This is a genomic window from Methylobacterium nigriterrae (assembly GCF_037106235.1).
Taxonomy (GTDB): domain Bacteria; phylum Pseudomonadota; class Alphaproteobacteria; order Rhizobiales; family Beijerinckiaceae; genus Methylobacterium; species Methylobacterium nigriterrae.
Genome location: NZ_JBAWTG010000007.1, coordinates 107,025 through 126,861, shown reverse-complemented (window position 1 = coordinate 126,861; position 19,837 = coordinate 107,025). Strand labels below are relative to the sequence as shown.

Genomic DNA, 19,837 nt, shown 5'->3' with positions numbered 1-19,837 from the left:
GTATCATGATCCGCCGCTCTTCCTCCTTGAGGAGGTAGGACGGATGCCGCCAGAGGTTCAGGCGTGGATAAAATCCCTGGGTGAATGCGGGCAGTGGATTGCCGAGTTCCAGCTGAACCTCGTAGGTGTGGAAAATTTTGTCGAGACCTGGGAATACCAGCGGGATTACGTCGAGTACATGCTCAACTTCTAAGCCGGGACCGAGCTACGGCGAGCCAATCGGAATAACCGGCGAGCCAATCGCTGTGATCTCGCCGAGGGCGTGAGATCCAGAACGATCGTGTAGTTCACCCGCTGGACCGCATCGTGTCAGGATCGGCGGCAGGATTGTAAGGCCGCCCACTTTTCCCTAGGTGCGCTCAGGCCTCGGCGCGCAACCTGCGACTGATCAGTGCACCCGCTGGGCGTACATCGACCACGAATTCGGCGCGTAGGGGCCCGGCACTTCTTCGCCCGATCGCGGTGACCATGCCGGCCGTTCCCGCTCAACGTCCTCAAGGGCGTGGACGACAAGGACATGAGCATCGGGGCTCTGGGCAACCACGGCGCGCAGAGCCGCAACGAGCTGTTCGTGAACCTCAGACATGACACGCTCCGTGAAGATCTGTCGGGAATAGAGCGCAGCGTGATCCGTACCGCTGTGCGGATACTCACCTGTGAACGCCAAGGAGGCGCCGCCTTTGTGCGGCGAGACACATCACAGGTCGGCGGGCGTGCGGACGTCTGCGAGGTCCGGCTGAACCTGAACCGGTCGTGTCGCTACCAGTGCGACGCGAAGCCGGGCAGCAGGCAGGATCGCTGCGCCCGCGCACCTGAGGGCAGCCCCCACGACAGCGCATCTCGGGAGATTGCCGAACTCTCGACAGCGCTCCTACGGACCAGCAGCCTGCAGGGTTACCGTCACGCCGCCGTACAGCGCTGTCGCGGAGGCCACGGGTTCGACGGTGCGATAAGCGGATTGCCGCGGTGCGTATTCCAGGACCATTTCGACAACGAGCAGCGACACCACTGCGCACAGGCAGACACCGAGTCCGTTGCGGACCCGATCGGGCCATCGGCTCAAGGCTTGGATCGTGAGGCAGCCGGCGACGAAGGACGCCGTCAATATGACGGGCAACAGCTGGGCATTCATGCCGGCTGTATACCGTCAACGGTACGGTATCGCGCAACCCCGGCTCCGCGCCTCGGCTGACCGCAGCGACCGGGCGGCCACGCGGAGAGCGCGCCCTCGAAGGGACGCCGCAGCCGCAAGTCTGCCTGACCGAGGCTGCTCGCCCTCGGCGTGGGCGAGCAGTGCACCCGCACGCTGATGCTTAGGCAGCCTGGGCGACGGGCGCGGGCGTCGGCGCGTCCATGGCGCGCAGATACACCTCGAGCAAGGTCTCGTGCTCGTCGCGCTCGTCCTGGTCCTGCTTGCGCAGCTTGAGGATCTCCTTGAGGATCTTGACGTCGAGGCCCTCGCTCTTGGCCTCCAGGAAGATCTCCTTCTTGGCCTCCATCAGCTCCTTGATCTCCTCCTCCACCTTCTCGATCCGCTCGATGATGGAGCGGATGCGGTCGCCAGCGATCCCAATGTTATCGGTCGTGTTGGTCATGGGTTGCTCCTTCCTCAATCCGGTCCGGCAACCTCGCGTATCAGGGTAAGCGAGGCGTTAAGCCGGCCCTGAGGTGCACCGTTCGCTCGGATCGACGGTGCTGGTTGCAACTGCCACGCTCTGCTGGCGCGCCTCGCGCACCAGTTGCAGCGTCTCGCGCCGGATCACCCATCTCAACCTCCGTGCTCTGAAGGCATGCGCGCCTACTCAGCGGACCACCCACGGGGTCCAGGGATGGAGCGCGAACCGCTGGGAGACAGTGCGGCCAGATGTGCTGGTAGCTCAGCTGGGCAACCCCCACACCGCCTGTTGTGACCGAGATGAGTATGCCGAGATTTCACAGGTGCCTTACCCCGCTCTCGTTATGATGCCCGCATGAGCAACGTCATCCACCCGAATTTCGGCAGCCGGGGCCGCGAAGAGCATCAAGCCGAGACCGTGCAGGTAATCGAGGCGGTCTCCCTCTACGGTGAGGAGGCCGGCTACCGGGTCGGCCTTGTGCAAGACGACAGCGGCCCGGAGGGCTCGGTGCTCAGGGTCTTTGTCGGCGAAGTCGACAGTGACGAAGTGGAAGCGGTCGCCCTCACGCCGGCAACACCGGAGGGCCGGATCGATGCGGACGCGATCGGGATGGCGATCCTGCGCACGCTCGAGATCCTGGGCCGCGACGAAGGCGGATCGGGCGAGGCCTAAACCGCAAACTGGCAAGCGATCTTCCGGCCGCCCACTTCTCAAAGCTTGTGGATGGCCACCACAGGGTCGGTCATCGCGAAGGCCTTCATTCTTGAGAGATCGTAGGCTTGCTCGTCGCGCTCACCAGAGCGTCAGGAGCGAGGGGTGTGACCATGCCCGACGAGCCGCTTGGTCCTCAGCGTCTGACCGAAGTGTCCGAGCTTGCGGCAAAGCTTGCCGAGAAGGCCCTTGCCGATCGGCTGAGGCACGGTGCTGTTCCGGTGCAGTCCGTAAGGGCGCTCGCAGCAGCGGCGATGCTGCTGGACGAGTACGGGCTGGAGCCGCCGCCACTCGCGGTCGATCTGCTCAGGCGCGTGCGCGACGACGAAGCTCATGTGGACGAGGCGCGAGGAGCAAGCGAAGAGCCTGAGCCGTTCAGCGACGAACCATCTAAGCAGGACGACAGGAGCGAAGAACCCGGAAAGATCGCCCGTCTCTTTGGTGCTTTGCGAGGCGTGCCTCAGGCCTGAGATCCTCCAGAGAGTGCCGGACTTGAGCGCTCCTACCCGCCGCCGGCATGGCTGAGGTCAATCCATAGGCATCTCGCCCAAAGCGATCGTCATACCCGTCGTCCACTGGCCTCGCTCGAAGACGCTGCGCAACATCCTGCAGATCGTCGAAGCTGGGGGCATCGCCTGAGACCGACGTGGCGGAGCCGCGGAAAAGGGATTGGGCACCTGCTGTCCACGGGAGCTGGCTGTCAGGCCGGACCGCTCCAGGCACTGCGGCGGACAGGTTCGGCCCAGCCCAGAACGCGCGCAAGAGCTCGGAAGTAACGTATGGCCCCGCGAGGCGTCAGCTCAGCAGATATCCTGTCACCGAGTAACGAGCTCTCGGGGAGATCTGCAGAGGGCCACTCTTTGACAGCCGGCCTTGCCGTTGCCGCGGATCTGCGGCCGGATATCCCGATCATCGACGGGTTTGCCTCTGCCCGCGCCGTAGCCCAGCACATCGCCTCTGGCGGGTCGCGGCGACTGCTCCGGTGATCCTGACGTGAGCAAAACCCGAATGGCGATTCCGGGCACAACCATAGCCAGGAGAGTCGCTTCCACAGGTAGGATGGGAAGACAGAATTCTTGTAACGTTTTTCCTGTCTTCTTCTCTAATAGTAATTTCGTTACACGTTTTTTCTCGCATGCTCCTCCTGCTGGGAGGGCGACTCTCCCATCGACGGTTGTGAGCTGGTGCGAGCAGTCGGTCGTGAACTCGCTCACTCACTCGGCTGCTCCAGCCCGTGAACGTCGATACGCGCGCCGGCTTCTCCGTTGATCGGCGACGAATCGGTGGCAGCGCTCTTCTCGCAGCAGAAGTCCGCCCACGCCTGCATCACGGTCCGACGACGCTCAAAGCTGTCCGTCCGCCGGTATGCGCGCTCGACAGCACTGCCGATCTGGTGCCCCAGCGCCTCCTCGAGCAGCTCACGGGCAAAGCCCACATCCTCGCCCCAGGTCCTGAAGGTCGCTCGAAACCCATGAGGCGTCACCGACCGACCGCTCTTTGGGTCAACCCAGATCGGCTGACCGGAAGTGTCTCGGTTCATCTTCTTCAAGGCCGTCAGCATGGCCATGTTGCTCAATGGCTTGCCGGATCTCTGGCCCGCAAACACGTACGCGCTAAGCCGAGGCAAGGCTCGCAGCACCTCAATCACCTCGCGCGAGAGCGGCACACGGTGAGGCTCGGTCCGGGTCCGCCGATCCTTCAGCCGCTCCGGTGGAATGACCCAGATCTGCCGCTCCAGGTCGATCTCGCTCCAGGTTGCGCCGATCACCTCGCCTGTCCGCAACCCTGTCAGTAGCGTGACCTCAAGGGCCCGGGCAGCGATGCCCGGCCGTGCCTGGACGGCCCGAACGAATGCGGGAACCTGCTCATAATCCAGAGCCGCTTGTCGGCCTCGCATGAGCTTGGTGATCCGCTCGAACCCGCGATCGCGCAGATCCTCCCAGGCTGCAGGGTTGCCCAGCATCGTGATCCCGTGCCGGTCGCGCAGGTGAACGCGGGCATAATCGAACACACGCCGGAGGCGGGCGAGGAGCTTGCGGCCAGTCTCGGGCTTGCTGCGCCAGACCGGCCGGAGGATACGCTCGATGTCGAGCGTGGTGATCTCGTTGATAGGCTTCTGCAGGATCGTGCCACAGTACGCAGAGCCGAGCAGCAGCTCCCACTGGTAGCGGACCTTGGCGTTGGCCGACCGCGCGTGTGCGTCGGCGATTACCTCCCGGCTCAGCGACTCGAAAGTCGGGATCGACGCTTTGTTGTCGCGCGCTGCTCGCCGTGTGCTGATCGGATCGATGCCGGACCGGATCTGGCGGTGGACCTCGTCGGCCGCATCACGGGCCTCCTTCAGCCCTATACGGCCGAGCCCCATCTCCCGCCGCTTGCCCTGCGAGTGGAAGATGAAGGCCCAGCGCCGCGCGCCGGATTTGTCGACGACGAGGTACAGCCCGTCGCCGTCAGCGTGGTAGCCCGGCTTCGCGATGGTCTCGACCGCTCGGGCCGAGAGCCGCTTGGCTGCCCTTGCCATAGCCCGCCCTAAGTTCCACCCTCACTCTGGACGCGGATTGTACCGGACCCTTGTGGACGGCAAAAGACCAACTTATTGATGCGCCGGCGGAAGTTGCTTCCGTACGAGACCAGGCTGGACGGTGTTGGACGTTAGTTCGGTGCTGCCCCTGGGCACCACTTCCCTTCGAAGAGCGCGCCTGATCCCGGACGTCGGCGTTCGGCGACGGCGCCGTTGACGCCGTGGCGGCGAGGGCCGCCCGCTTCCGGAAAGAACGATCTCCGGGCGCCGGCTCTCCCCGCTCCCTCCGAGACGCATCCCGACCTCGAACGTTTCGCTCGTCTCGCAAGCACCCGCTCTCCGCCGTCGGAGGGGAGAGGCGGCGCGCCCGCCCGGGCCGGCCGGTTGCCGGTCATGGGCGCGGAGCGCGCCACCGCCGGGCGCTTCGGGTCGAACGCCCCGGCGGCGCGTGACGTGCACGTCACGCGTTTGAATTCGCGATCACTCGCAGACACGCACCCGGCGGAAGAACACGTCGCCGTAGGGATCGATGTAGCGGCGGCGCTCGAAGTGGCAGACCGGGCCCTCGTCCTCGACATAGACCGGCGCGGGTGCGCGGTAGACGGGGCGGCCAGGATAGTAACCGTTCTGGGAGGACGCGATGGCGCCTCCGACCGCGAGGCCGCCGATCACGCCGAGCGCCGCCGCGCCGCCCGGGCCGATGCCGTCGCGCGCCTGCGCGGCGGGCATCGCCGCCAGCGCGAGCCCGCCGGCCATCAGCGCGGTGGTGAGAAACATCTTCATCGATCAAACCCTCAAGAAGGGCGCCGCGGCGTATGCAACGCTCGGTACGGCGCAACTCGGCAGAAACAGCCCCGCTATTGGGGCATTTCTTCGGCAGGATTGCAGAAGCAGATGAGGCCGAACTTAACGGCGCGGAGACCTCACAGGCGTCCGATCCGCAGCGAGAGGGGCCATCGCACGAGGCGGCGCGTCCGCGGGTCTCCCCAGGCCGCTGCCAGCGCTCCGCGGAAGGCCTCGATCGGCTCCCTGCCCCGTGCCGCCTCGAGCGCGCGGACGGCCGACCACGTCTCGACGTAGCCGAGGAGATCGGCGAGCATCCACGAGACCGTTATGGCAAGGCTCGGCGCGGGCAGGTCCGGCACCGGGAAGGGCAGGTTCCGGTAGCCTTCCTCCACGTGGCGCCGCTCCGGCGGCCAGTACGGCCCCGCAATCGCCCGGTAGAACTGGTCGACGACGGGCCCCGGCGCGCCGTCGAGATGCAGCACGCCGTAGGTGACGAGCGCGAGCGCCGCGCCCGGGCGCGCGACACGGGCCGCCTCCGCGTAGAAGGCATCGAGGTCGAGCCAGTGAGCGGCCTGCGCGACTGTGACGAGGTCGACGCTGCCCGGCGCGAGACCGGACGCCTCGGCAGGCGCGACCCTGTAGCTGACGTTGGGATGCGGCGCCGCGTTCGCGATCTGCGCCGCGCTGGCATCCGTGGCAACCACTCGCGCGAAGTGAGCCGCCAACAGCACGGACAGCTGCCCGGTGCCGCAGCCGCAATCGAGGGCGAGGTCGCGGTGCGGGGCGAGCAGGGCCAAGTGCTCGGCGAGGGCGACCGGGTAGGTCGGCCGGTGGGCCGCGTAGTCCGGAGCCGTCTCCGAGAAATGATCCTTGAATTCGGGTCCGCTCATGGCCGCGCCTCGCATCCGATCCGCGAGGCTACGCGTGCCGCGCTCCGACGTGAACACCCGCTCGGCCTTGACGGCAGCGCGCATTCCGGGATCGAACCGGCAGCGGGCCGGCCGCATTCGGCTGATCGGTCCGCTCGGAGCGAGGTACGGCATGGCGACACGAGGCTTCACGGGGCGGCGGCCGCCCGAGGCGATCCGCGAGCGTCTCCCGCCGGGCCAGTACCTGACGGAGGATTTCCCGGTCCTGCAGTTCGGGCCGACGCCGCGCGTCGATCTCGCCGAATGGCGCTTCACGCTGCGGGACGGGCCGAAACCCGTGAAGAGCTGGAATTGGACCGCGTTCAACGCGCTGCCGCGCACGTCCTGGGCGGGCGACATCCACTGCGTGACGAAGTGGTCGAAGTTCGACACGGCCTGGGAGGGCGTCAGCGTCGACGACATCCTGGCATCCGCCGGGATCGCCCCTCCGACGGAGTTCCTGCTGGCGGAGGGCCACGACGACTACACCACGAACGTACCGCTCGCCGATCTCACCGGCGGCAAGGCCCTGGTGGCAACGCATTACGACGGCGCGCCGATTCCGCCGGACCATGGCGGGCCGGCCCGGCTGCTGGTGCCGCACCTCTATTTCTGGAAGAGCGCCAAGTGGGTGAAAGGCCTGCGCTTCACCCGCAAGGACGAGGCCGGGTTCTGGGAATTGCGGGGCTATCACATGTACGGCGACCCGTGGCGCGAGCAGCGCTTCTCCGGTGATTGAGCCGCGGCCCCTGCCGGCGCGCCTGCACTGGCAGGAGGCCGAGATCGTCGCCATCGCGAGCGTGACGCCGCGGGTGAAGAGCGTCCGATTCCGGGTCGGCTTCGCCGACGCCTTTCGGCCTGGCCAGCACGTCGACGTGCGGCTCACCGCGCCCGACGGCTACCAGGCCCAGCGCAGCTACTCGATCGCCTCGGCGCCCGATGCCTCCGGCACGATCGAGCTGATGATCGAAGGGCTCGACGCGGGCGAGGTCTCGGGCTTCTTCACTGAGGTCGCGGAGATCGGCGATCGGATCGAGTTGCGCGGGCCGATCGGCGGCTCCTTCGTGTGGGAACCGCGCGACGGCGGGCCGCTCCTGCTCGTGGCCGGCGGATCCGGCGTCGTGCCGCTTCTCGCGATGCTGCGCCATCGCGCCGCCGCGGCGCCGGGCGTGCCCGCGACGCTCGTCTACTCGGCCCGCACCCGGGGCGAGGTAATCGCCCGGGACGAGCTCGCCGAACGGGCGCATCGCGAGGCCGGGTTCTCCCTGATCCTGACGCTGACCCGGGAGCCGGGCGGGCGCCGGATCGACCGTGCGATGCTGGCACTGGCTCTCGAACGCCTGGGGACCCCGGCGCACGCCTTCGTATGCGGCTCGAACCCCTTCGTCGGCGCCGTCTCCGACCTGCTCCTCGATGTCGGTCTCCCGCCCGGGATCATCCGCACGGAGCGCTTCGGCGGCTGAGCCGCCTCAGGGGCTGAAGATCAGCACGAGGTAGACGAAGAACAGGATCAGGTGGACGGCGCCCTCGAGCACCGTGGTGCGCAGACCCGAGAAGGTCAGCGTGCTGAGGATCAGCGTGACGGTGAGCAGCGTCATCTCGGTGGGCTTCAGGCCCAGCACCACCGTCTGCCCGGTGATGAGCCCGACCGCCAGGATGGCCGGCACCGTGAGGCCGACCGTGGAGGTTGCCGCCCCCAGGCACAGGTTGATCGCGCGCTGCAGTTCGTTGCGGGCGATCGCCCTCAGGGCGGAGATCGCCTCCGGGGTGAACACGATGGCGGCGATCAGCACGCCGCCGAGCGCCGAGGGCGCCCCGAGCGCCGCGATGCCGTAATCGAGGATGATGGCGAGGTTCTTCGCGAGCAGCACGATCGGCAGAATGTTGGCGACGAGCAGCGCGACATGCGCGGCGACTGCGCCGGCGGAGGGGCCCGGACCGGTCCGCGCCTCGGCATCGGCCTTGACGTCCTCCTTGAAGAAGTCGCTGTGGCGCCCGGTCTGAATCAGAAGGAACACCCCGTAGAGCGAGACCGTGAAGATCGAGAAGGCCACGGCCTGTAGAACGGTCAGGGTGCCGTCGCTCGTCGACGTGGTGAAGTTCGGGATGATCAGCGCGATGGTGGTGAGCGGGATGATAACGGCCAGGAAGGCGGAGGCGCCCTGCAGGTTGTAGGATTGCTGGTGGTGCTTCAGGCCCCCGATCAGGAGGCCGAGCCCGACCACGCCGTTCAGCACGATCATCAGCACGGCGAACATCGTGTCGCGCCCGAGCGTCGGCGCATCCTTGGCCGACAGCATCACGGCCGAGACGAGCACCACCTCGATGACCACGATCGATAGCGTCAACACGAGGGTGCCCAGCGGCTCGCCGAGCATGTGGGCCAGTTCCTCCGCCTCGTGCACCACCCCGAAGGCCGCCCACAGGATGACGGCCAGCAGCCACAGGAACAGCCCGGTCGCCCAGAACGCTCCCGAGAGCTCGCCGAGCCAGGCCTTGCCGAACCACGCGAAGGCGCCCACCGATGCCCAGGCCACAGCCAACCGCAGGATGCCGCCCATCACGCCTCGCGCCGTTCGCCCACCGCGACCGTTCTGCCACCGGAGAGCCGCCGGTGCAGCCGGGGCGCGGGGAAAAAGGCGCTTGCCGAGGCTCTCCTCGCGAAACCGTGCTTGTGCACTGCAACCGCCCCATGCGGGCGGTGTTATGGCGCAACAGCCCCGGAACGCGTAGAAGCGCACTTCCGCAATCGAATCGAGACCGGTCACCCGGCCCCGCGACGACGGCTCCCTCGTGAGCCGGTCCGGGCCGGCAACCGGCGCTGAGAGCCTATCCGTGCCGTTTCCCACCCTGCCCGCCCCCTTCGCGCGGGCACTCGCCGAGCGCGATTACGCCGAGCCGACGCCGGTCCAGAACGCCGTACTCGAGGCGAATGCCGAGAGCCGTGACCTTCTCGTCTCCGCTCAGACCGGCTCCGGCAAGACCGTGGCCTACGGCCTGGCCGTGGCCTCGACGCTACTCGGCGATGCCGAGATGCTGCCGCCGCCTGCCGCGCCGCTCGCCCTGGTGATCGCGCCGACGCGCGAGCTTGCCCTTCAGGTCCACCGCGAGCTGTCCTGGCTCTACGCCCCGGCCGGGGCTCGCGTGATCGCCTGCGTGGGCGGAATGGACCCGCGCCGCGAGCACCGGGCCCTGATGGAGGGCGCCCATATCGTCGTCGGCACGCCCGGGCGCCTGCGCGACCATATCGAGCGGCGCAACCTCGCCACGGAAGCCCTGTGCGCCGCGATCCTCGACGAGGCCGACGAGATGCTCGATCTCGGCTTCCGGGAGGATCTCGAGTTCATTCTCTCGCAGACGCCCGAGGACCGGCGCACGCTCCTGTTCTCCGCGACCCTGCCGAAAGGCATCGCGGCGCTCGCCGAGCGCTACCAGCGCGACGCGCTGCGCATCGCCGTGAAGGGCCAGGAGCAGGGGCACGCCGATATCGCCTACCGGGCGATCCGTGTGGTGCCCCGCGAGATCGAGCACGTGGTCCTCAACGTCCTGCGCGAGGCCGACGCCCCGACCGCGATCGTGTTCTGCAACACCCGCAACGCCGTCCGCCATCTGCAGGCGGGCCTGACCGAGCGCGGCTTCTCGGCGGTGGCGCTGTCGGGCGAGCTCGGTCAGGGCGAGCGCAATGCCGCGCTCCAGGCCCTCCGCGACGGACGCGCCCGCGTCTGCGTCGCGACCGACGTCGCCGCACGCGGCATCGATCTGCCGACGCTCAGCCTCGTCATCCACGCTGACCTGCCGCACGATGCCGAGGTGCTTCAGCACCGGAGCGGCCGTACCGGCCGGGCCGGCCGCAAGGGCACGAGCGTCCTGCTCGTTCCGAATTCCCGCCGCCGCCGCGCCGAGCAGATGCTCGCCATCGCCAGGATCGCGCCGGAATGGGGCGGCCCGCCCTCGGCGGACGAGATCCGGCGTCTCGACGGCGAGCGCATGCTGTCCGATCCGCTCTTCACCGAGCCGCCGGCCGAGGAGGATCTGGCGATCGCCGAGACCCTGCTCGCGCAACGCGCGCCGCAGGAACTCGCCGCAGCTCTCGCCAAGATCTACCGCACCCGCCTGCCGGCGCCCGAGGAGGTCACCGATCCCGGGGAATCCGGCCCGCGCCGGGCGACCGGTCGCCTGCCCTACGACCCGGCGGATGCCGAGCGCATCGCCGCGATGGGTCCGGCGGTGTGGTTTCGGCTCAATCTCGGCCGGCGCGACAATGCAGACCCGCGCCGCCTTCTGCCGATGCTGACGCGCCGGGGCGGCATCGACCGGCAGGAGATCGGCGCGATCCGGATCTTTGACCGCGAGACCAAGTTCGAGGTGCGCGGCAACGCCGCGACCCGCTTCGCCGCCGCGTTCGCGCGCAACGGCTCGCCGGAGATCCAGGTCGAGGCATTGACGGGCGAGAAGCCGGCACCGGACCGCAAGGGGCCGAAGGGCTTCAAGAGCCCGCGCGCCGGCAAGCACGGCCGCGAGGTCGGCAAGCGGGCGCAGAGGCCGCGCTGAGCCTCAGCCCTCGGCCGCGCCTGGGAACGGGCGCGGTGCCGGCTCGCGTCAGTGCTTGTCGGGGCCGCCCCGGACCGCGTTGCCGAGAGCCTCGATGCCTTCCTGAATCTTGCGGCCGGCGGGTGCCAGCGACGGCACCTTGAGACCGAAGATCTCGGTGGTCTCGCTCTCCGCCTCCGCGGCGGGCTGAGCGGGCGCAGCCTGCGCCACTTCGGCAGGCTTCTGGCCAGGCTTGCCCTTCGCGGCCGCCTTCGGGCGTGCCTTGGCGGAATCGGGCGGAAGCGCAGCGAAGGTGCCATCCGAGGAGCGCGCCCGGACGGTCTCCGACCGGAGCGGCGCGACCGCATTCGCGACCTTGGTTGGCGCCAGTACGGGCGCCTCCCGCACCGGGCCGATCACGGCGGCGTTCTCGATCATCGGCGGCCGGCGGGGCGGCATCGGCACGATCGCGGCCGTTCTGGCGACCGCGGCGGCGGCCTTAGCGGGGTCCTTGGCGGCCTTCGCGGGTACCGGCCTCTCGGCGGCGACGTCGCGCGGCGCGCCGAGGCTCGGGCGCAACGCCGCGTCCACGGCGGGCGTCGGCACCGTGCCGCCCGGCGCGAGGGCATCGGGGTCGGCGCTGGCGACCGTGGCGATGGGGGCCGCGCTGGCCGTGGCGGTGGTGGCCGGCTCGGTCGCCGCGGCGGGCAGCGCCGCCGGATGGCCGCCCGAACGGGATACGAGGTCCGGCACGCCGTCCTTGAGATCGGGCCACGCGGCCGCGTTCCGGTTGAGGGCGATCGGCATCGGGGGCGGGCCGGCGAAGCCGGCGAGCAGCGCGTTCGCCGCCACGGACAGGGCCGCGAGCCCGCCGATGCCGAGGGCGCCGAGCAGGATCATGCGGCCGAGAGCGGGCCTGCGCGCTGCCTCGGGCGCGCGGGTCACCCCGGTCGCCCGGGTCTCGGAGGGGTCGATCGCAACGGTCATCATCGAGCGGGGTCTCTTACGCTACGCGCCACGGGACGACCGGCTCCCCACTGCCGGCCTCGGAGCGCCGCGAGCGGGGCGGCGCGTCGCCTGGCCGGAGCGTTGCACGCGCGCCACCGGCTGAGGCTATCGATAGACGAAGTGATGCCGGCATTGCGGCGCAAAGATGTCCGCCGCCGCAGCTCCAGTCATCGTCATCGGCCGAGTCACAGGTTTCGTGTAATGGCCGGACGATTAAAGCTTCGTATCTCATCGGGACTTGCAGGGTCCCGGCCTGAGCCGCCGATCGATCTGACTACGCGCCGGCAGCGCCGGCATGCCGGGCTTGCGCCCGTGCGACGCGCTCGGCGCCCCGGCTCCAGCGGTCGGCCGGTCCCGGGGGCGGCCCCTGCCCGGCCGCGTGCCGCTTGACCGCCGCGAGGCGCGGATCGCCCCAGCGCGCCAGCAGCGCCTGGAAGGAGGCATGCCGCTTCGCATCGAAGGGAAGCCTGGCTCCCGCAGCGCCACGACAGGGATGGGGCGGCAGGACATGGCAGCAGGGAAGGAGCCCGGCCGGGATCGGGGCCGTCGCGGCATGGGTGCGCCGCAGGCGCAGAATGCGTGGGACCACGACGGCACGGGGGCCGTCCGCATCGCGCGGCGCGTCCGCGAAGACCTCGATCCGGCCGATCGGCCCGGAGATCACCCAGTCGAGATCAGGGGACGGCTCGCCGGATGCCCAGAGGTTCGGGGCCGGACGACCGCGCCAGGCCCGCAGCCGGGTCAGCGCGGCGCCGGTCCGAGCGCGCACGCCGATCACCGCGTGGGCCAAGCCGAAGCCGAGGTCGAACAGCACCGCGTCGCGATCCTGCCGGCGGAGCGATCCGGCATCCGGACCGAGCTCCGTCACCTGGGCGCGGGCAGGCCCGGTGCAAGCGTCGTCGGGCAGGCAGAGCGCGACCGCATGACTCCAATCATCGCCACCGAGCCAGGTCTCGTAGGCGACGGGGACGAGATCCGGGCGGAGCTTGAGCCCGATCCCGCCGCGGGCGGTGAGAAGGCCGGGCTCCCCGCTCGCCACCTCCGTGCAGCCTTCGCCGGGCGCCCGCCGAAACTCGGCCAGCGCCCCGTAGGTGCCGAGCGTCCAGCCCGTGAGCGGGTCGGCCAGGGCCGTCTGGAGGAGGCGCGCGATCTCGGGATCGGGTTTCATCGCATCGAGCGCTACGCCGGCTTGTCGCCGCGCTCAAGCCATGGACGAAGGCCCGGCCGGCCCCTATCAACCTCCTCGGCCGGCATGGACTTCGAGCCCCGGATCGCCGCGCCCGGCCACCGGAATGCGAGACCGACCCGCCCCGATGACGAACGCAGCCGGTCCTGCCCCCGATTCCGCCGACGGCGCGGCCCGCCGCCCCGCTCTCTGGGCCGGCTGGTCGACGCGCACCCGGATGATCGTCGTCGTGCTGGCGATCGACATCCTGGCGGCGATCGTCTCCTGCGGGGTGATCGTGCTCAATGCGCGTTCGGCCGTGACGGTCGAGACGCGCGCGTCGCTCGCGACCGTCGAGCAACTCGTCGCCGACACGATCCGGCTGTCTCAATCCACCCCGCCCGAGAACGTCCTGCGCACGCTCGACCTGCGGTTCCAGACCCTGCGCCACGTCCGCGTGACGGTGCGGGACGTCGGGGGGCATGACGTCCGCGTGCTCGTGGCCCGGCTGCGGCCGGACCGGCACGTCGCACCGGCGTGGTTCGCCGACCTGATCGCCCCGAAGATCCAGACGCACAGCCTGCCGATCGTCGCCGGAGGCCAGCGGATCGGCGTCGCCGAGATCACCACCGAGCCCCTCGACGAGATCGACGAGGTCTGGGGCTACGCCGTCGCGCTCTCGGTGACGACGTTCTGCATCAACGGGGCGATGCTGGTCGCGCTCTATCTCGCCTTCGGCCGGGTGCTCGCGCCCCTCCGCAGGCTTGCCCACGGCCTGACGCAGCTCGAGCGCCACGATTACACCGCCCGGCTCGAAGCGCCGGGCTCGCGCGAGCTGGCGGTGATCGCCGAGCGCTTCAACAGCGTCGCGGAGGCTCTGACCGAGGCGCGGGCCGCCAACGGACGCCTCAATCGGCAACTCCTCACGGCGCAGGACGATGAGCGCCGCCGCACGGCGCTCGAACTCCACGACGAGTTCGGTCCCTGCCTGTTCGCCCTCGAGGCCAATGCCGCCTCGGTCGGGCGGATCGCCCAAGGGGCGGGCGAGGTGGATCGCGGCAGGCTGGCCCAGCGCGCGGACGATATCGGCATGATCGTGCATCAGGTCCAGACGCTGAACCGCGACCTCCTGAACCGGCTGCGCCCGCATGCCCTCGGTCAGGTGCCGCTCGCCGAGTGCTTGAACCTCCTGGTGCGCGATTTCGGACGACGCCATCCCGGAACGACCTTCGCGGGCGGCTTCGAGGGTCTGGCGCGCGGCTACGGCGACCTCATCGACCTGACGGTGTTCCGCTGCATTCAGGAGAGCATGACGAATGCCGTGCGGCACGGGGGCGCCACGGAGGTCCGCGCCGAGGGGCGGGAGGGCGACGGGGCCGTCCTGACGGTGACGGTCGTGGATAACGGCAGCGGCCTTCCGCCTGCGCACGGCATCGGACTCGGCATTTCCGGGATGCGCGAGCGGCTGGGCGCGCTCGGCGGAACGTTTATGCTTGACAACGCAAGGCCAGGCACGGTTGTCCGGATTGACATCCCGATCGATCCGGAACGGGATGAGGCAACCTCGAACGTTCCGTCATGAACGCCATCGCGCTGAAGACCGACGCCGCGACGACCCGGACCCCGGTCCTCGTCATCGACGACCATCCGATCGTTCTGCAGGGCTGCCGGCGCGTGCTGGAGGATGCCGGCATCGAGACAATCGCCGAGGCGACGAGCGTCATCGCGGGCTACCGGATCTTCCACCGGCTGCGCCCGCCCGTCGTCGTCTGCGACCTCACCTTCCAGGGCAGCGGCCTCGCCGGCCTCGGCCTGATCCGCCGGATGCGGGCCGTCGAGCCGAAGACTCACATCCTGGTCTTCAGCATGCACAACGACCCGGTCATCGTGTCGCGCGCGCTCGAGGCCGGCGCGCTCGGCTACGTCCTCAAAGACCACGCCTCGGGTGAGCTGTTCGAGGCCTTCGAGCGGGTGCGGGCCGGCGAGGTCTACCTCGACAGGCGCCTCGCCACCGAGGTAGCGATGCTGCGCTCCGACGCGCGGCGCACGCCGGAATCGCAGCTGACACCGCGCGAGCAGCAGATCCTGGCACGCCTGGCTCAGGGCAAGGCCTACGGCGCCATCGCGGCCGATCTCTCGGTCAGCTACAAGACCATCACCAACGCGTGCTCGCAGATGCGCCAGAAGCTCGGCGTGCGCACGCTCGCGGAGCTGATCCACGTGGCAGTGACGCAGGCCCAGCGCCAGGGCTGAGCGCGGGCCCAGGGAAGCCGAACGATGTCCGCAACCGCATCCCGCGCCGAGGCGACACGGTTCTCAGCCGAGGCGTGGGCACGCAACGCCGGAGCTTACGAGTCCATCCGGACGATGCCCTTCAACGCGGAACTCGCCGCCGGCACGCTCAGCCGCGAGCGCTTCCGCCACTACATCGTGCAGGACGCGCATTACCTGATCGGGTTCGGCCGGGCGTTGAGCCTCGCCGCCGCCAAGGCGCCCGAGCCCGACCGCATCGTCCAGTTCGCGAGAGCGGCCGAGACCGCGATCGTGGTCGAGCGCGCGCTCCACGGCGGCTTCCTCCGGGAGTACGGCATAGGGCCGGAGACCTTCGCGGCGACGCCTCTGTCGCCGGCCTGCGACCATTACGTCTCGTATCTCGTCGCGACGGCCTATGCCGAGCCCTACGAGGTCGTCCTCGGGGCGCTGCTGCCCTGCTTCTGGATCTATGCGGAGGTCGGCCGCGACATCCACGCCCGGGCCGCCGCCGGCAATCCCTACCGGGCCTGGATCGACACCTATGCGGGCGAGGATTTCGCCTGCGCGGTGGCCGAGATGATCGCCGCGACCGACGCGGCGGCGGTCGATGCCGCGCCGGCCCTGCGCGAGCGCATGCACGGGGCCTACACGCGGGCCACCCAACTCGAATGGATGTTCTGGGACGGCGCCTACAGGCGGACGGCGTGGCCGCTCTGACCTGCGGCCCATATCGACCGAACGACAGGGGGCGCCCCCTGAATCGGCGCGACGTCACGGCCGCGGCCGTGGCCACCCTCGGCCTGGGAGCGATCCGCCCGGCGCTGGCACTTTCCGAGCCGGGCGCGCCGCGGCCGGCGCGCATCGCGATGCTGCTCTATCCCGGCATGACGGCCCTCGACGTCGTCGGCCCGCAGGCGCTCCTGGCCGGCCTGTCCGCCGGGAACCTCCACCTCGTCGCCAAGGTGGCGGGCGCCGTGGAGAGCGACACCGGCGTCAGCCTCCTGGCGACGATCAGCCTCGCGGAATGCCCGCGCGACCTCGATGTCCTGTTCGTCCCCGGCGGTGACGGCACGCCGGCGCAGATGCGCGATGCGCAGGTGATCGCCTTCCTGCGCGATCGTGCCGAGCGCGCCGCCTGGATCGCGAGCGTCTGCACCGGGTCGCTGATCCTCGGCGCGGCGGGGCTTCTCGACGGCTATCGCGCCACCTCGCACTGGTGCGTGAGGGATCGCGTGCTGCCGATTCTCGGGGCCGAGCCGGTGGCCGAGCGGGTCGTTTTCGATCGCAATCGCGTCACCGCGGCCGGCGTGTCGGCCGGGCTCGACCTCGGGCTGGCGCTCGCGGCGCGCCTGTGCGGATCGGACTATGCCCGCACCGGCCAGCTCGTCGCCGAATACGCGCCGAGGCCGCCCTTCCGATCCGGTACGCCGGAGGAGGCCGGGCCCGAGATCACGCGCGCGGCCCGGGCGATCCTCGATCGGCTCGCCGCGGATTCGCTCACCGCCGCACTCGCTCTGCGCCCGCGCTGAAAAAAATCCTTGGCCGGCTTCCTGCACGGACTGGTCGCGTGATGGCTTTCGACTAGCTTGTCGGAAGACCGAGGCGGCGGCAGCCCTGAAGGGTATGGGACGCCTGCTCGCGCAGAACGGGATGGAAGCATGTCGGCCGGCGTCGCGAGCGAGTTGATGCGCACGAAATCTCTCGAGCGGCTCAATGCCGACGCGGAGGCCGGCGAGCATACGCTCCAGCGCACGCTCGGCCCCTGGAGCCTGATCGGGCTCGGCATCGGCGCGGTGATCGGCGCGGGCCTCTTCTCACTCACCGGCATCGCGGCGGCCGAGCATGCGGGGCCAGCCGTCGTCATCTCCTTCGCGATCGCCGCCATCGGCTGCGCCTTCGCGGGCATGTGCTACAGCGAGCTCGCCGGCATGATCCCGGTCGCCGGCTCGGCCTACACCTATACCTACGCCACGATGGGCGAATTCGTCGCCTGGATCATCGGCTGGGACCTCGTGCTCGAATACGCGGTCGGCGCCGCCACGGTCTCGGTGAGCTGGTCGAAATACGTCACGCGCTTCCTTCACGAGTTCGGCATCGATCTTCCGGCAAGCCTCGTGCACTCGCCCTTCGAGACCTATCAGCTCGCAGACGGCAGCATGGGCCACGGCCTCGTCAACCTGCCGGCCATCGTCATCATCTGCGCCACCTCGGCCCTCCTGATGATAGGCATCCGCGAATCGGCGCGCGTCAACGCCATCGTGGTGGCGATCAAGCTCGCGGTGGTTGCGGCGGTGATCGGCGTCGGCATCTTCTACGTGAAGCGGCAGAACTACGTGCCGTTCATCCCGGAGAATACCGGCACGTTCGGCGAGTACGGATGGAGCGGCATCATGCGGGCCGCGGGCGTGGTCTTCTTCGCCTATATCGGCTTCGACGCGGTCTCGACCGCCGCGCAGGAGGCCAAGAATCCCCAGCGCAACATGATGATCGGGATCCTGGGCTCGCTCGCGATCTGCACGGTCATCTACATCCTGTTCGCGGGCGTGCTCACGGGCCTCGTGCGCTACGACGCCATGCGGGGCGACGCCGCGCCGGTGAACACCGCGATCGCCCAGACGCCGTTCCCGTGGCTGACCTCGCTCGTGACGCTCGGCATCATCGCGGGCTTCTCGACCGTGATCCTGGTTCTGCTGCTCGGCCAGAGCCGCGTCTTCTACACCATGTCGCAGGACCGCCTGCTGCCGGCCCTCTTCTCCAGGATCCATCCGACCTGGAAGACGCCCTACCGCTCGAACCTGTTCTTCATGGTGTTCACCGGGGCGCTCGGGGGTTTCCTGCCGATCAGCCAGCTCGGCCACATGACGAGCATCGGCACGCTCCTGGCCTTCGTGCTCGTCTGCCTCGGGGTCATCATCCTGCGGCGCACCCAGCCCGCAGCTGAGCGGGCCTACCGCACGCCGCTGGTGCCGCTGGTGCCGATCCTCGGCATCCTGTCCTGCGGCGCCATGATGGTGTCGCTCGACGGCGAGACCTGGATCCGCCTCGTGGTGTGGCTGGCGATCGGCCTCGTGATCTACTTCGCCTGGAGCCGGCACCACAGCCGCATCGGGCGGGAGGCCTAGATCATGCTGCGTTCCGGCCGAATCGGTCAAAACGCAGAAAACATGATCGATTCAATCCGTTAGAGCATACTGCGAAAAGCCGTTGCCGCTTTTCCGCAGCATGCTCCAGCGGGCAGCTCTCAGGCCATCCGCACCAGCGCCGGGGGCTTGCGCGGCTCGGCGGCGCGGCGCGCGGTGGTGTCGGCGGCGTTTTCGGCTTCGCGCGTCGGGGGATTGCCCTTGCGCCCCTCGCTCTTGCGCGGCCTGCCGGCCGGGGCGCCGACGGTCACGCTCTGGCGCTCGCGGGCGATGAAGGCGGTCGGCATCTCGGCCTGCATGTCGGCCTCGACGCTGCGCAGCGCCGTGTCCGAGTGGCAGGGATGCAGGTGGATGATGGCGAGCGCCTTCACCCGCGCCGCCCGGGCGAGCTCGACGCCCTTCTGCCAGGTCGAGTGGCCCCAGCCGCGGCAGGTCGGATACTCGCAATCCGTGAACATGCCGTCGTAGACCATCAGGTCCGCGCCCTCGACGAAGTCCCGCAGGGCCGGGTCGGGCCAGGGATCGGTGTGCTCGATGTCGCTGATCACGCAGAGACGCCTGCCGCCATGCTCGAAGCGATAGCCGACCGAGCCCTGCGGATGGTTCAGCAGGATCGTGTCGACCCGGGTCCCGTCCGAGAAGATCAGCGGCTCGCCGGCCTTGAAGCCGTGGTGCCGCAAGGTGCAGGGCAGGACGTCGAGCGTGACCGGAAAAAGCGGCGGCGCGTAGAGCCGGCCGAGCGCCTCCTCGGCGGACGCACCGCCGAGATTGCCGCAATAGGTGTTGATGGTGCGCTCGGCATCGAACACCGCGGGCTTGAAGAAGGGCAGGCCGCCGGTGTGGTCGAGATGCAGATGGCTGAACAGCAGGTCGACCTGCTTCGGCAGGGCATCGCGGTGGTGCTGGCCGCAATTGTAGATGCCCGAGCCCGCATCGATCAGGAACATGCGCTCGCCGCATCGAACTTCGAGGCAGGGGGTGCTGCCGCCGAACTCGGCGTAGCTGGGGCCGCTGACGGGCGTGGACCCGCGGACACCCCAGAAACGCAGGACAAGGCCGCCGTCCGGGGCCGGACATTTCGACGTCATCATACCGGTTCGTTTTACCAAATCGTCCTGACCTCGAGCGATCAGGAACCTGTCGCCGCGCCGTCGTCAATGCGTCCGCGCGGATCGGCCGAGAGGCCGGGAGCGGCTCGC

20 protein-coding genes are annotated in these 19,837 nt (G+C 69.3%); 12 read left to right on the top strand and 8 right to left on the bottom strand.

Going from position 1 to position 19,837, the window contains the following annotated elements; genetic code table 11:
* On the top strand, positions 1–193 hold a 193-nt coding region (locus WDW90_RS07030; protein ID WP_336486621.1), incomplete at its 5' end, for a hypothetical protein.
* A 309-nt stretch (positions 194–502) separates the two neighbouring features.
* Positions 503–1,192 carry a hypothetical protein gene (locus tag WDW90_RS07025; RefSeq protein WP_336486620.1) on the top strand — a complete coding sequence of 230 codons (690 nt, stop codon included), beginning with the start codon at positions 503–505 and terminating at the stop codon, positions 1,190–1,192.
* A 121-nt stretch (positions 1,193–1,313) separates the two neighbouring features.
* Here the strand turns inward: WDW90_RS07025 and WDW90_RS07020 are convergent, their stop codons facing one another.
* Positions 1,314–1,595, bottom strand: coding sequence for a DUF2312 domain-containing protein (locus tag WDW90_RS07020; protein WP_336486619.1), 282 nt, complete (start codon positions 1,593–1,595; stop codon positions 1,314–1,316).
* 375 nt (positions 1,596–1,970) lie between these two features.
* On the opposite strand from WDW90_RS07020, the gene WDW90_RS07015 reads away from it, so the two are divergent.
* Positions 1,971–2,288 (top strand): hypothetical protein, encoded by a 318-nt coding sequence (locus tag WDW90_RS07015; RefSeq protein WP_336486618.1) that lies wholly within the window; start codon positions 1,971–1,973, stop codon positions 2,286–2,288.
* Between the two features lie 146 nt (positions 2,289–2,434).
* Positions 2,435–2,797: a hypothetical protein gene (locus WDW90_RS07010; RefSeq protein ID WP_336486617.1), complete on the top strand. Its 363-nt coding sequence runs from the start codon at positions 2,435–2,437 to the stop codon at positions 2,795–2,797.
* A gap of 740 nt (positions 2,798–3,537) precedes the next feature.
* Here the strand turns inward: WDW90_RS07010 and WDW90_RS07005 are convergent.
* The 3 genes from WDW90_RS07005 to WDW90_RS06995 form a co-directional block, all read right to left on the bottom strand.
* Entirely contained in the window at positions 3,538–4,848 is a 1,311-nt protein-coding gene (locus WDW90_RS07005) for a tyrosine-type recombinase/integrase (RefSeq protein ID WP_336486616.1), read from the bottom strand.
* A gap of 480 nt (positions 4,849–5,328) precedes the next feature.
* Positions 5,329–5,631 (bottom strand): hypothetical protein, encoded by a 303-nt coding sequence (locus WDW90_RS07000; RefSeq protein ID WP_336486615.1) that lies wholly within the window; start codon positions 5,629–5,631, stop codon positions 5,329–5,331.
* A 140-nt stretch (positions 5,632–5,771) separates the two neighbouring features.
* Positions 5,772–6,608, bottom strand: coding sequence for a class I SAM-dependent methyltransferase (locus WDW90_RS06995; protein WP_336486614.1), 837 nt, complete (start codon positions 6,606–6,608; stop codon positions 5,772–5,774).
* A gap of 67 nt (positions 6,609–6,675) precedes the next feature.
* Here WDW90_RS06995 and WDW90_RS06990 point away from each other — a divergent pair, with 67 nt between their 5' ends.
* Entirely contained in the window at positions 6,676–7,281 is a 606-nt protein-coding gene (locus tag WDW90_RS06990) for a sulfite oxidase-like oxidoreductase (RefSeq protein WP_336486613.1), read from the top strand.
* Positions 7,274–8,005, top strand: coding sequence for a ferredoxin reductase (locus WDW90_RS06985; protein WP_336486612.1), 732 nt, complete (start codon positions 7,274–7,276; stop codon positions 8,003–8,005). The genes WDW90_RS06990 and WDW90_RS06985 overlap by 8 nt, the downstream gene beginning before the upstream one ends.
* A gap of 6 nt (positions 8,006–8,011) precedes the next feature.
* Here the strand turns inward: WDW90_RS06985 and WDW90_RS06980 are convergent, their stop codons facing one another.
* Positions 8,012–9,103, bottom strand: coding sequence for a calcium:cation antiporter (locus tag WDW90_RS06980; protein ID WP_336486611.1), 1,092 nt, complete (start codon positions 9,101–9,103; stop codon positions 8,012–8,014).
* Between the two features lie 274 nt (positions 9,104–9,377).
* Here WDW90_RS06980 and WDW90_RS06975 point away from each other — a divergent pair, with 274 nt between their 5' ends.
* Positions 9,378–11,093: a DEAD/DEAH box helicase gene (locus WDW90_RS06975; RefSeq protein WP_336486609.1), complete on the top strand. Its 1,716-nt coding sequence runs from the start codon at positions 9,378–9,380 to the stop codon at positions 11,091–11,093.
* Between the two features lie 48 nt (positions 11,094–11,141).
* On the opposite strand, the gene WDW90_RS06970 is transcribed toward WDW90_RS06975, so the two are convergent.
* Together WDW90_RS06970 and WDW90_RS06965 are read right to left on the bottom strand one after the other, a co-directional pair.
* Positions 11,142–12,062, bottom strand: a complete 921-nt coding sequence (locus tag WDW90_RS06970) for a hypothetical protein (protein ID WP_336486608.1) — start codon at positions 12,060–12,062, stop codon at positions 11,142–11,144.
* 292 nt (positions 12,063–12,354) lie between these two features.
* The gene (locus WDW90_RS06965) at positions 12,355–13,248 is read right to left on the bottom strand and encodes a DUF6925 family protein (protein WP_336486606.1); all 894 of its coding nucleotides are present in this window, start codon (positions 13,246–13,248) and stop codon (positions 12,355–12,357) included.
* A 124-nt stretch (positions 13,249–13,372) separates the two neighbouring features.
* Here WDW90_RS06965 and WDW90_RS06960 point away from each other — a divergent pair, with 124 nt between their 5' ends.
* The 5 genes from WDW90_RS06960 to WDW90_RS06940 all read left to right on the top strand — a co-directional run bounded on the left by WDW90_RS06960 (position 13,373) and on the right by WDW90_RS06940 (position 18,620).
* Positions 13,373–14,827 (top strand): ATP-binding protein, encoded by a 1,455-nt coding sequence (locus WDW90_RS06960; protein ID WP_431310991.1) that lies wholly within the window; start codon positions 13,373–13,375, stop codon positions 14,825–14,827.
* Positions 14,824–15,498: a response regulator gene (locus tag WDW90_RS06955; protein WP_336486603.1), complete on the top strand. Its 675-nt coding sequence runs from the start codon at positions 14,824–14,826 to the stop codon at positions 15,496–15,498. The genes WDW90_RS06960 and WDW90_RS06955 overlap by 4 nt, the downstream gene beginning before the upstream one ends.
* Positions 15,499–15,522: 24 nt before the next feature.
* Positions 15,523–16,215 carry a TenA family protein gene (locus WDW90_RS06950; RefSeq protein ID WP_336486602.1) on the top strand — a complete coding sequence of 231 codons (693 nt, stop codon included), beginning with the start codon at positions 15,523–15,525 and terminating at the stop codon, positions 16,213–16,215.
* A gap of 149 nt (positions 16,216–16,364) precedes the next feature.
* A complete protein-coding gene (locus WDW90_RS06945) occupies positions 16,365–17,027 on the top strand; it encodes a DJ-1/PfpI family protein (RefSeq protein WP_336486629.1) in 663 nt (220 codons plus the stop codon).
* Between the two features lie 129 nt (positions 17,028–17,156).
* Complete coding sequence (locus tag WDW90_RS06940; RefSeq protein WP_336486601.1) at positions 17,157–18,620, top strand: amino acid permease; 1,464 nt, start codon at positions 17,157–17,159, stop codon at positions 18,618–18,620.
* A gap of 119 nt (positions 18,621–18,739) precedes the next feature.
* Here WDW90_RS06940 and WDW90_RS06935 read toward each other — a convergent pair whose 3' ends face one another.
* Entirely contained in the window at positions 18,740–19,726 is a 987-nt protein-coding gene (locus WDW90_RS06935; protein WP_336486628.1) for an MBL fold metallo-hydrolase, read from the bottom strand.
* Between the last annotated feature and the right edge of the window lie 111 nt (positions 19,727–19,837).

Excerpts from the sequence above, each read along its gene's own strand:
- WDW90_RS07020 (WP_336486619.1), bottom strand. The coding sequence starts at position 1,595 with ATGACCAACACGACCGATAACATTGGGATCGCTGGCGACCGCATCCGC.
- WDW90_RS07015 (WP_336486618.1), top strand. The coding sequence starts at position 1,971 with ATGAGCAACGTCATCCACCCGAATTTCGGCAGCCGGGGCCGCGAAGAG.
- WDW90_RS07005 (WP_336486616.1), bottom strand. The coding sequence starts at position 4,848 with ATGGCAAGGGCAGCCAAGCGGCTCTCGGCCCGAGCGGTCGAGACCATC.
- WDW90_RS07000 (WP_336486615.1), bottom strand. The coding sequence starts at position 5,631 with ATGAAGATGTTTCTCACCACCGCGCTGATGGCCGGCGGGCTCGCGCTG.
- WDW90_RS06995 (WP_336486614.1), bottom strand. The coding sequence starts at position 6,608 with ATGCGCGCTGCCGTCAAGGCCGAGCGGGTGTTCACGTCGGAGCGCGGC.
- WDW90_RS06990 (WP_336486613.1), top strand. The coding sequence starts at position 6,676 with ATGGCGACACGAGGCTTCACGGGGCGGCGGCCGCCCGAGGCGATCCGC.
- WDW90_RS06980 (WP_336486611.1), bottom strand. The coding sequence starts at position 9,103 with ATGGGCGGCATCCTGCGGTTGGCTGTGGCCTGGGCATCGGTGGGCGCC.
- WDW90_RS06970 (WP_336486608.1), bottom strand. The coding sequence starts at position 12,062 with ATGATGACCGTTGCGATCGACCCCTCCGAGACCCGGGCGACCGGGGTG.
- WDW90_RS06965 (WP_336486606.1), bottom strand. The coding sequence starts at position 13,248 with ATGAAACCCGATCCCGAGATCGCGCGCCTCCTCCAGACGGCCCTGGCC.
- WDW90_RS06960 (WP_431310991.1), top strand. The coding sequence starts at position 13,373 with ATGCGAGACCGACCCGCCCCGATGACGAACGCAGCCGGTCCTGCCCCC.
- WDW90_RS06955 (WP_336486603.1), top strand. The coding sequence starts at position 14,824 with ATGAACGCCATCGCGCTGAAGACCGACGCCGCGACGACCCGGACCCCG.
- WDW90_RS06950 (WP_336486602.1), top strand. The coding sequence starts at position 15,523 with ATGTCCGCAACCGCATCCCGCGCCGAGGCGACACGGTTCTCAGCCGAG.
- WDW90_RS06945 (WP_336486629.1), top strand. The coding sequence starts at position 16,365 with ATGCTGCTCTATCCCGGCATGACGGCCCTCGACGTCGTCGGCCCGCAG.
- WDW90_RS06940 (WP_336486601.1), top strand. The coding sequence starts at position 17,157 with ATGTCGGCCGGCGTCGCGAGCGAGTTGATGCGCACGAAATCTCTCGAG.
- WDW90_RS06935 (WP_336486628.1), bottom strand. The coding sequence starts at position 19,726 with ATGACGTCGAAATGTCCGGCCCCGGACGGCGGCCTTGTCCTGCGTTTC.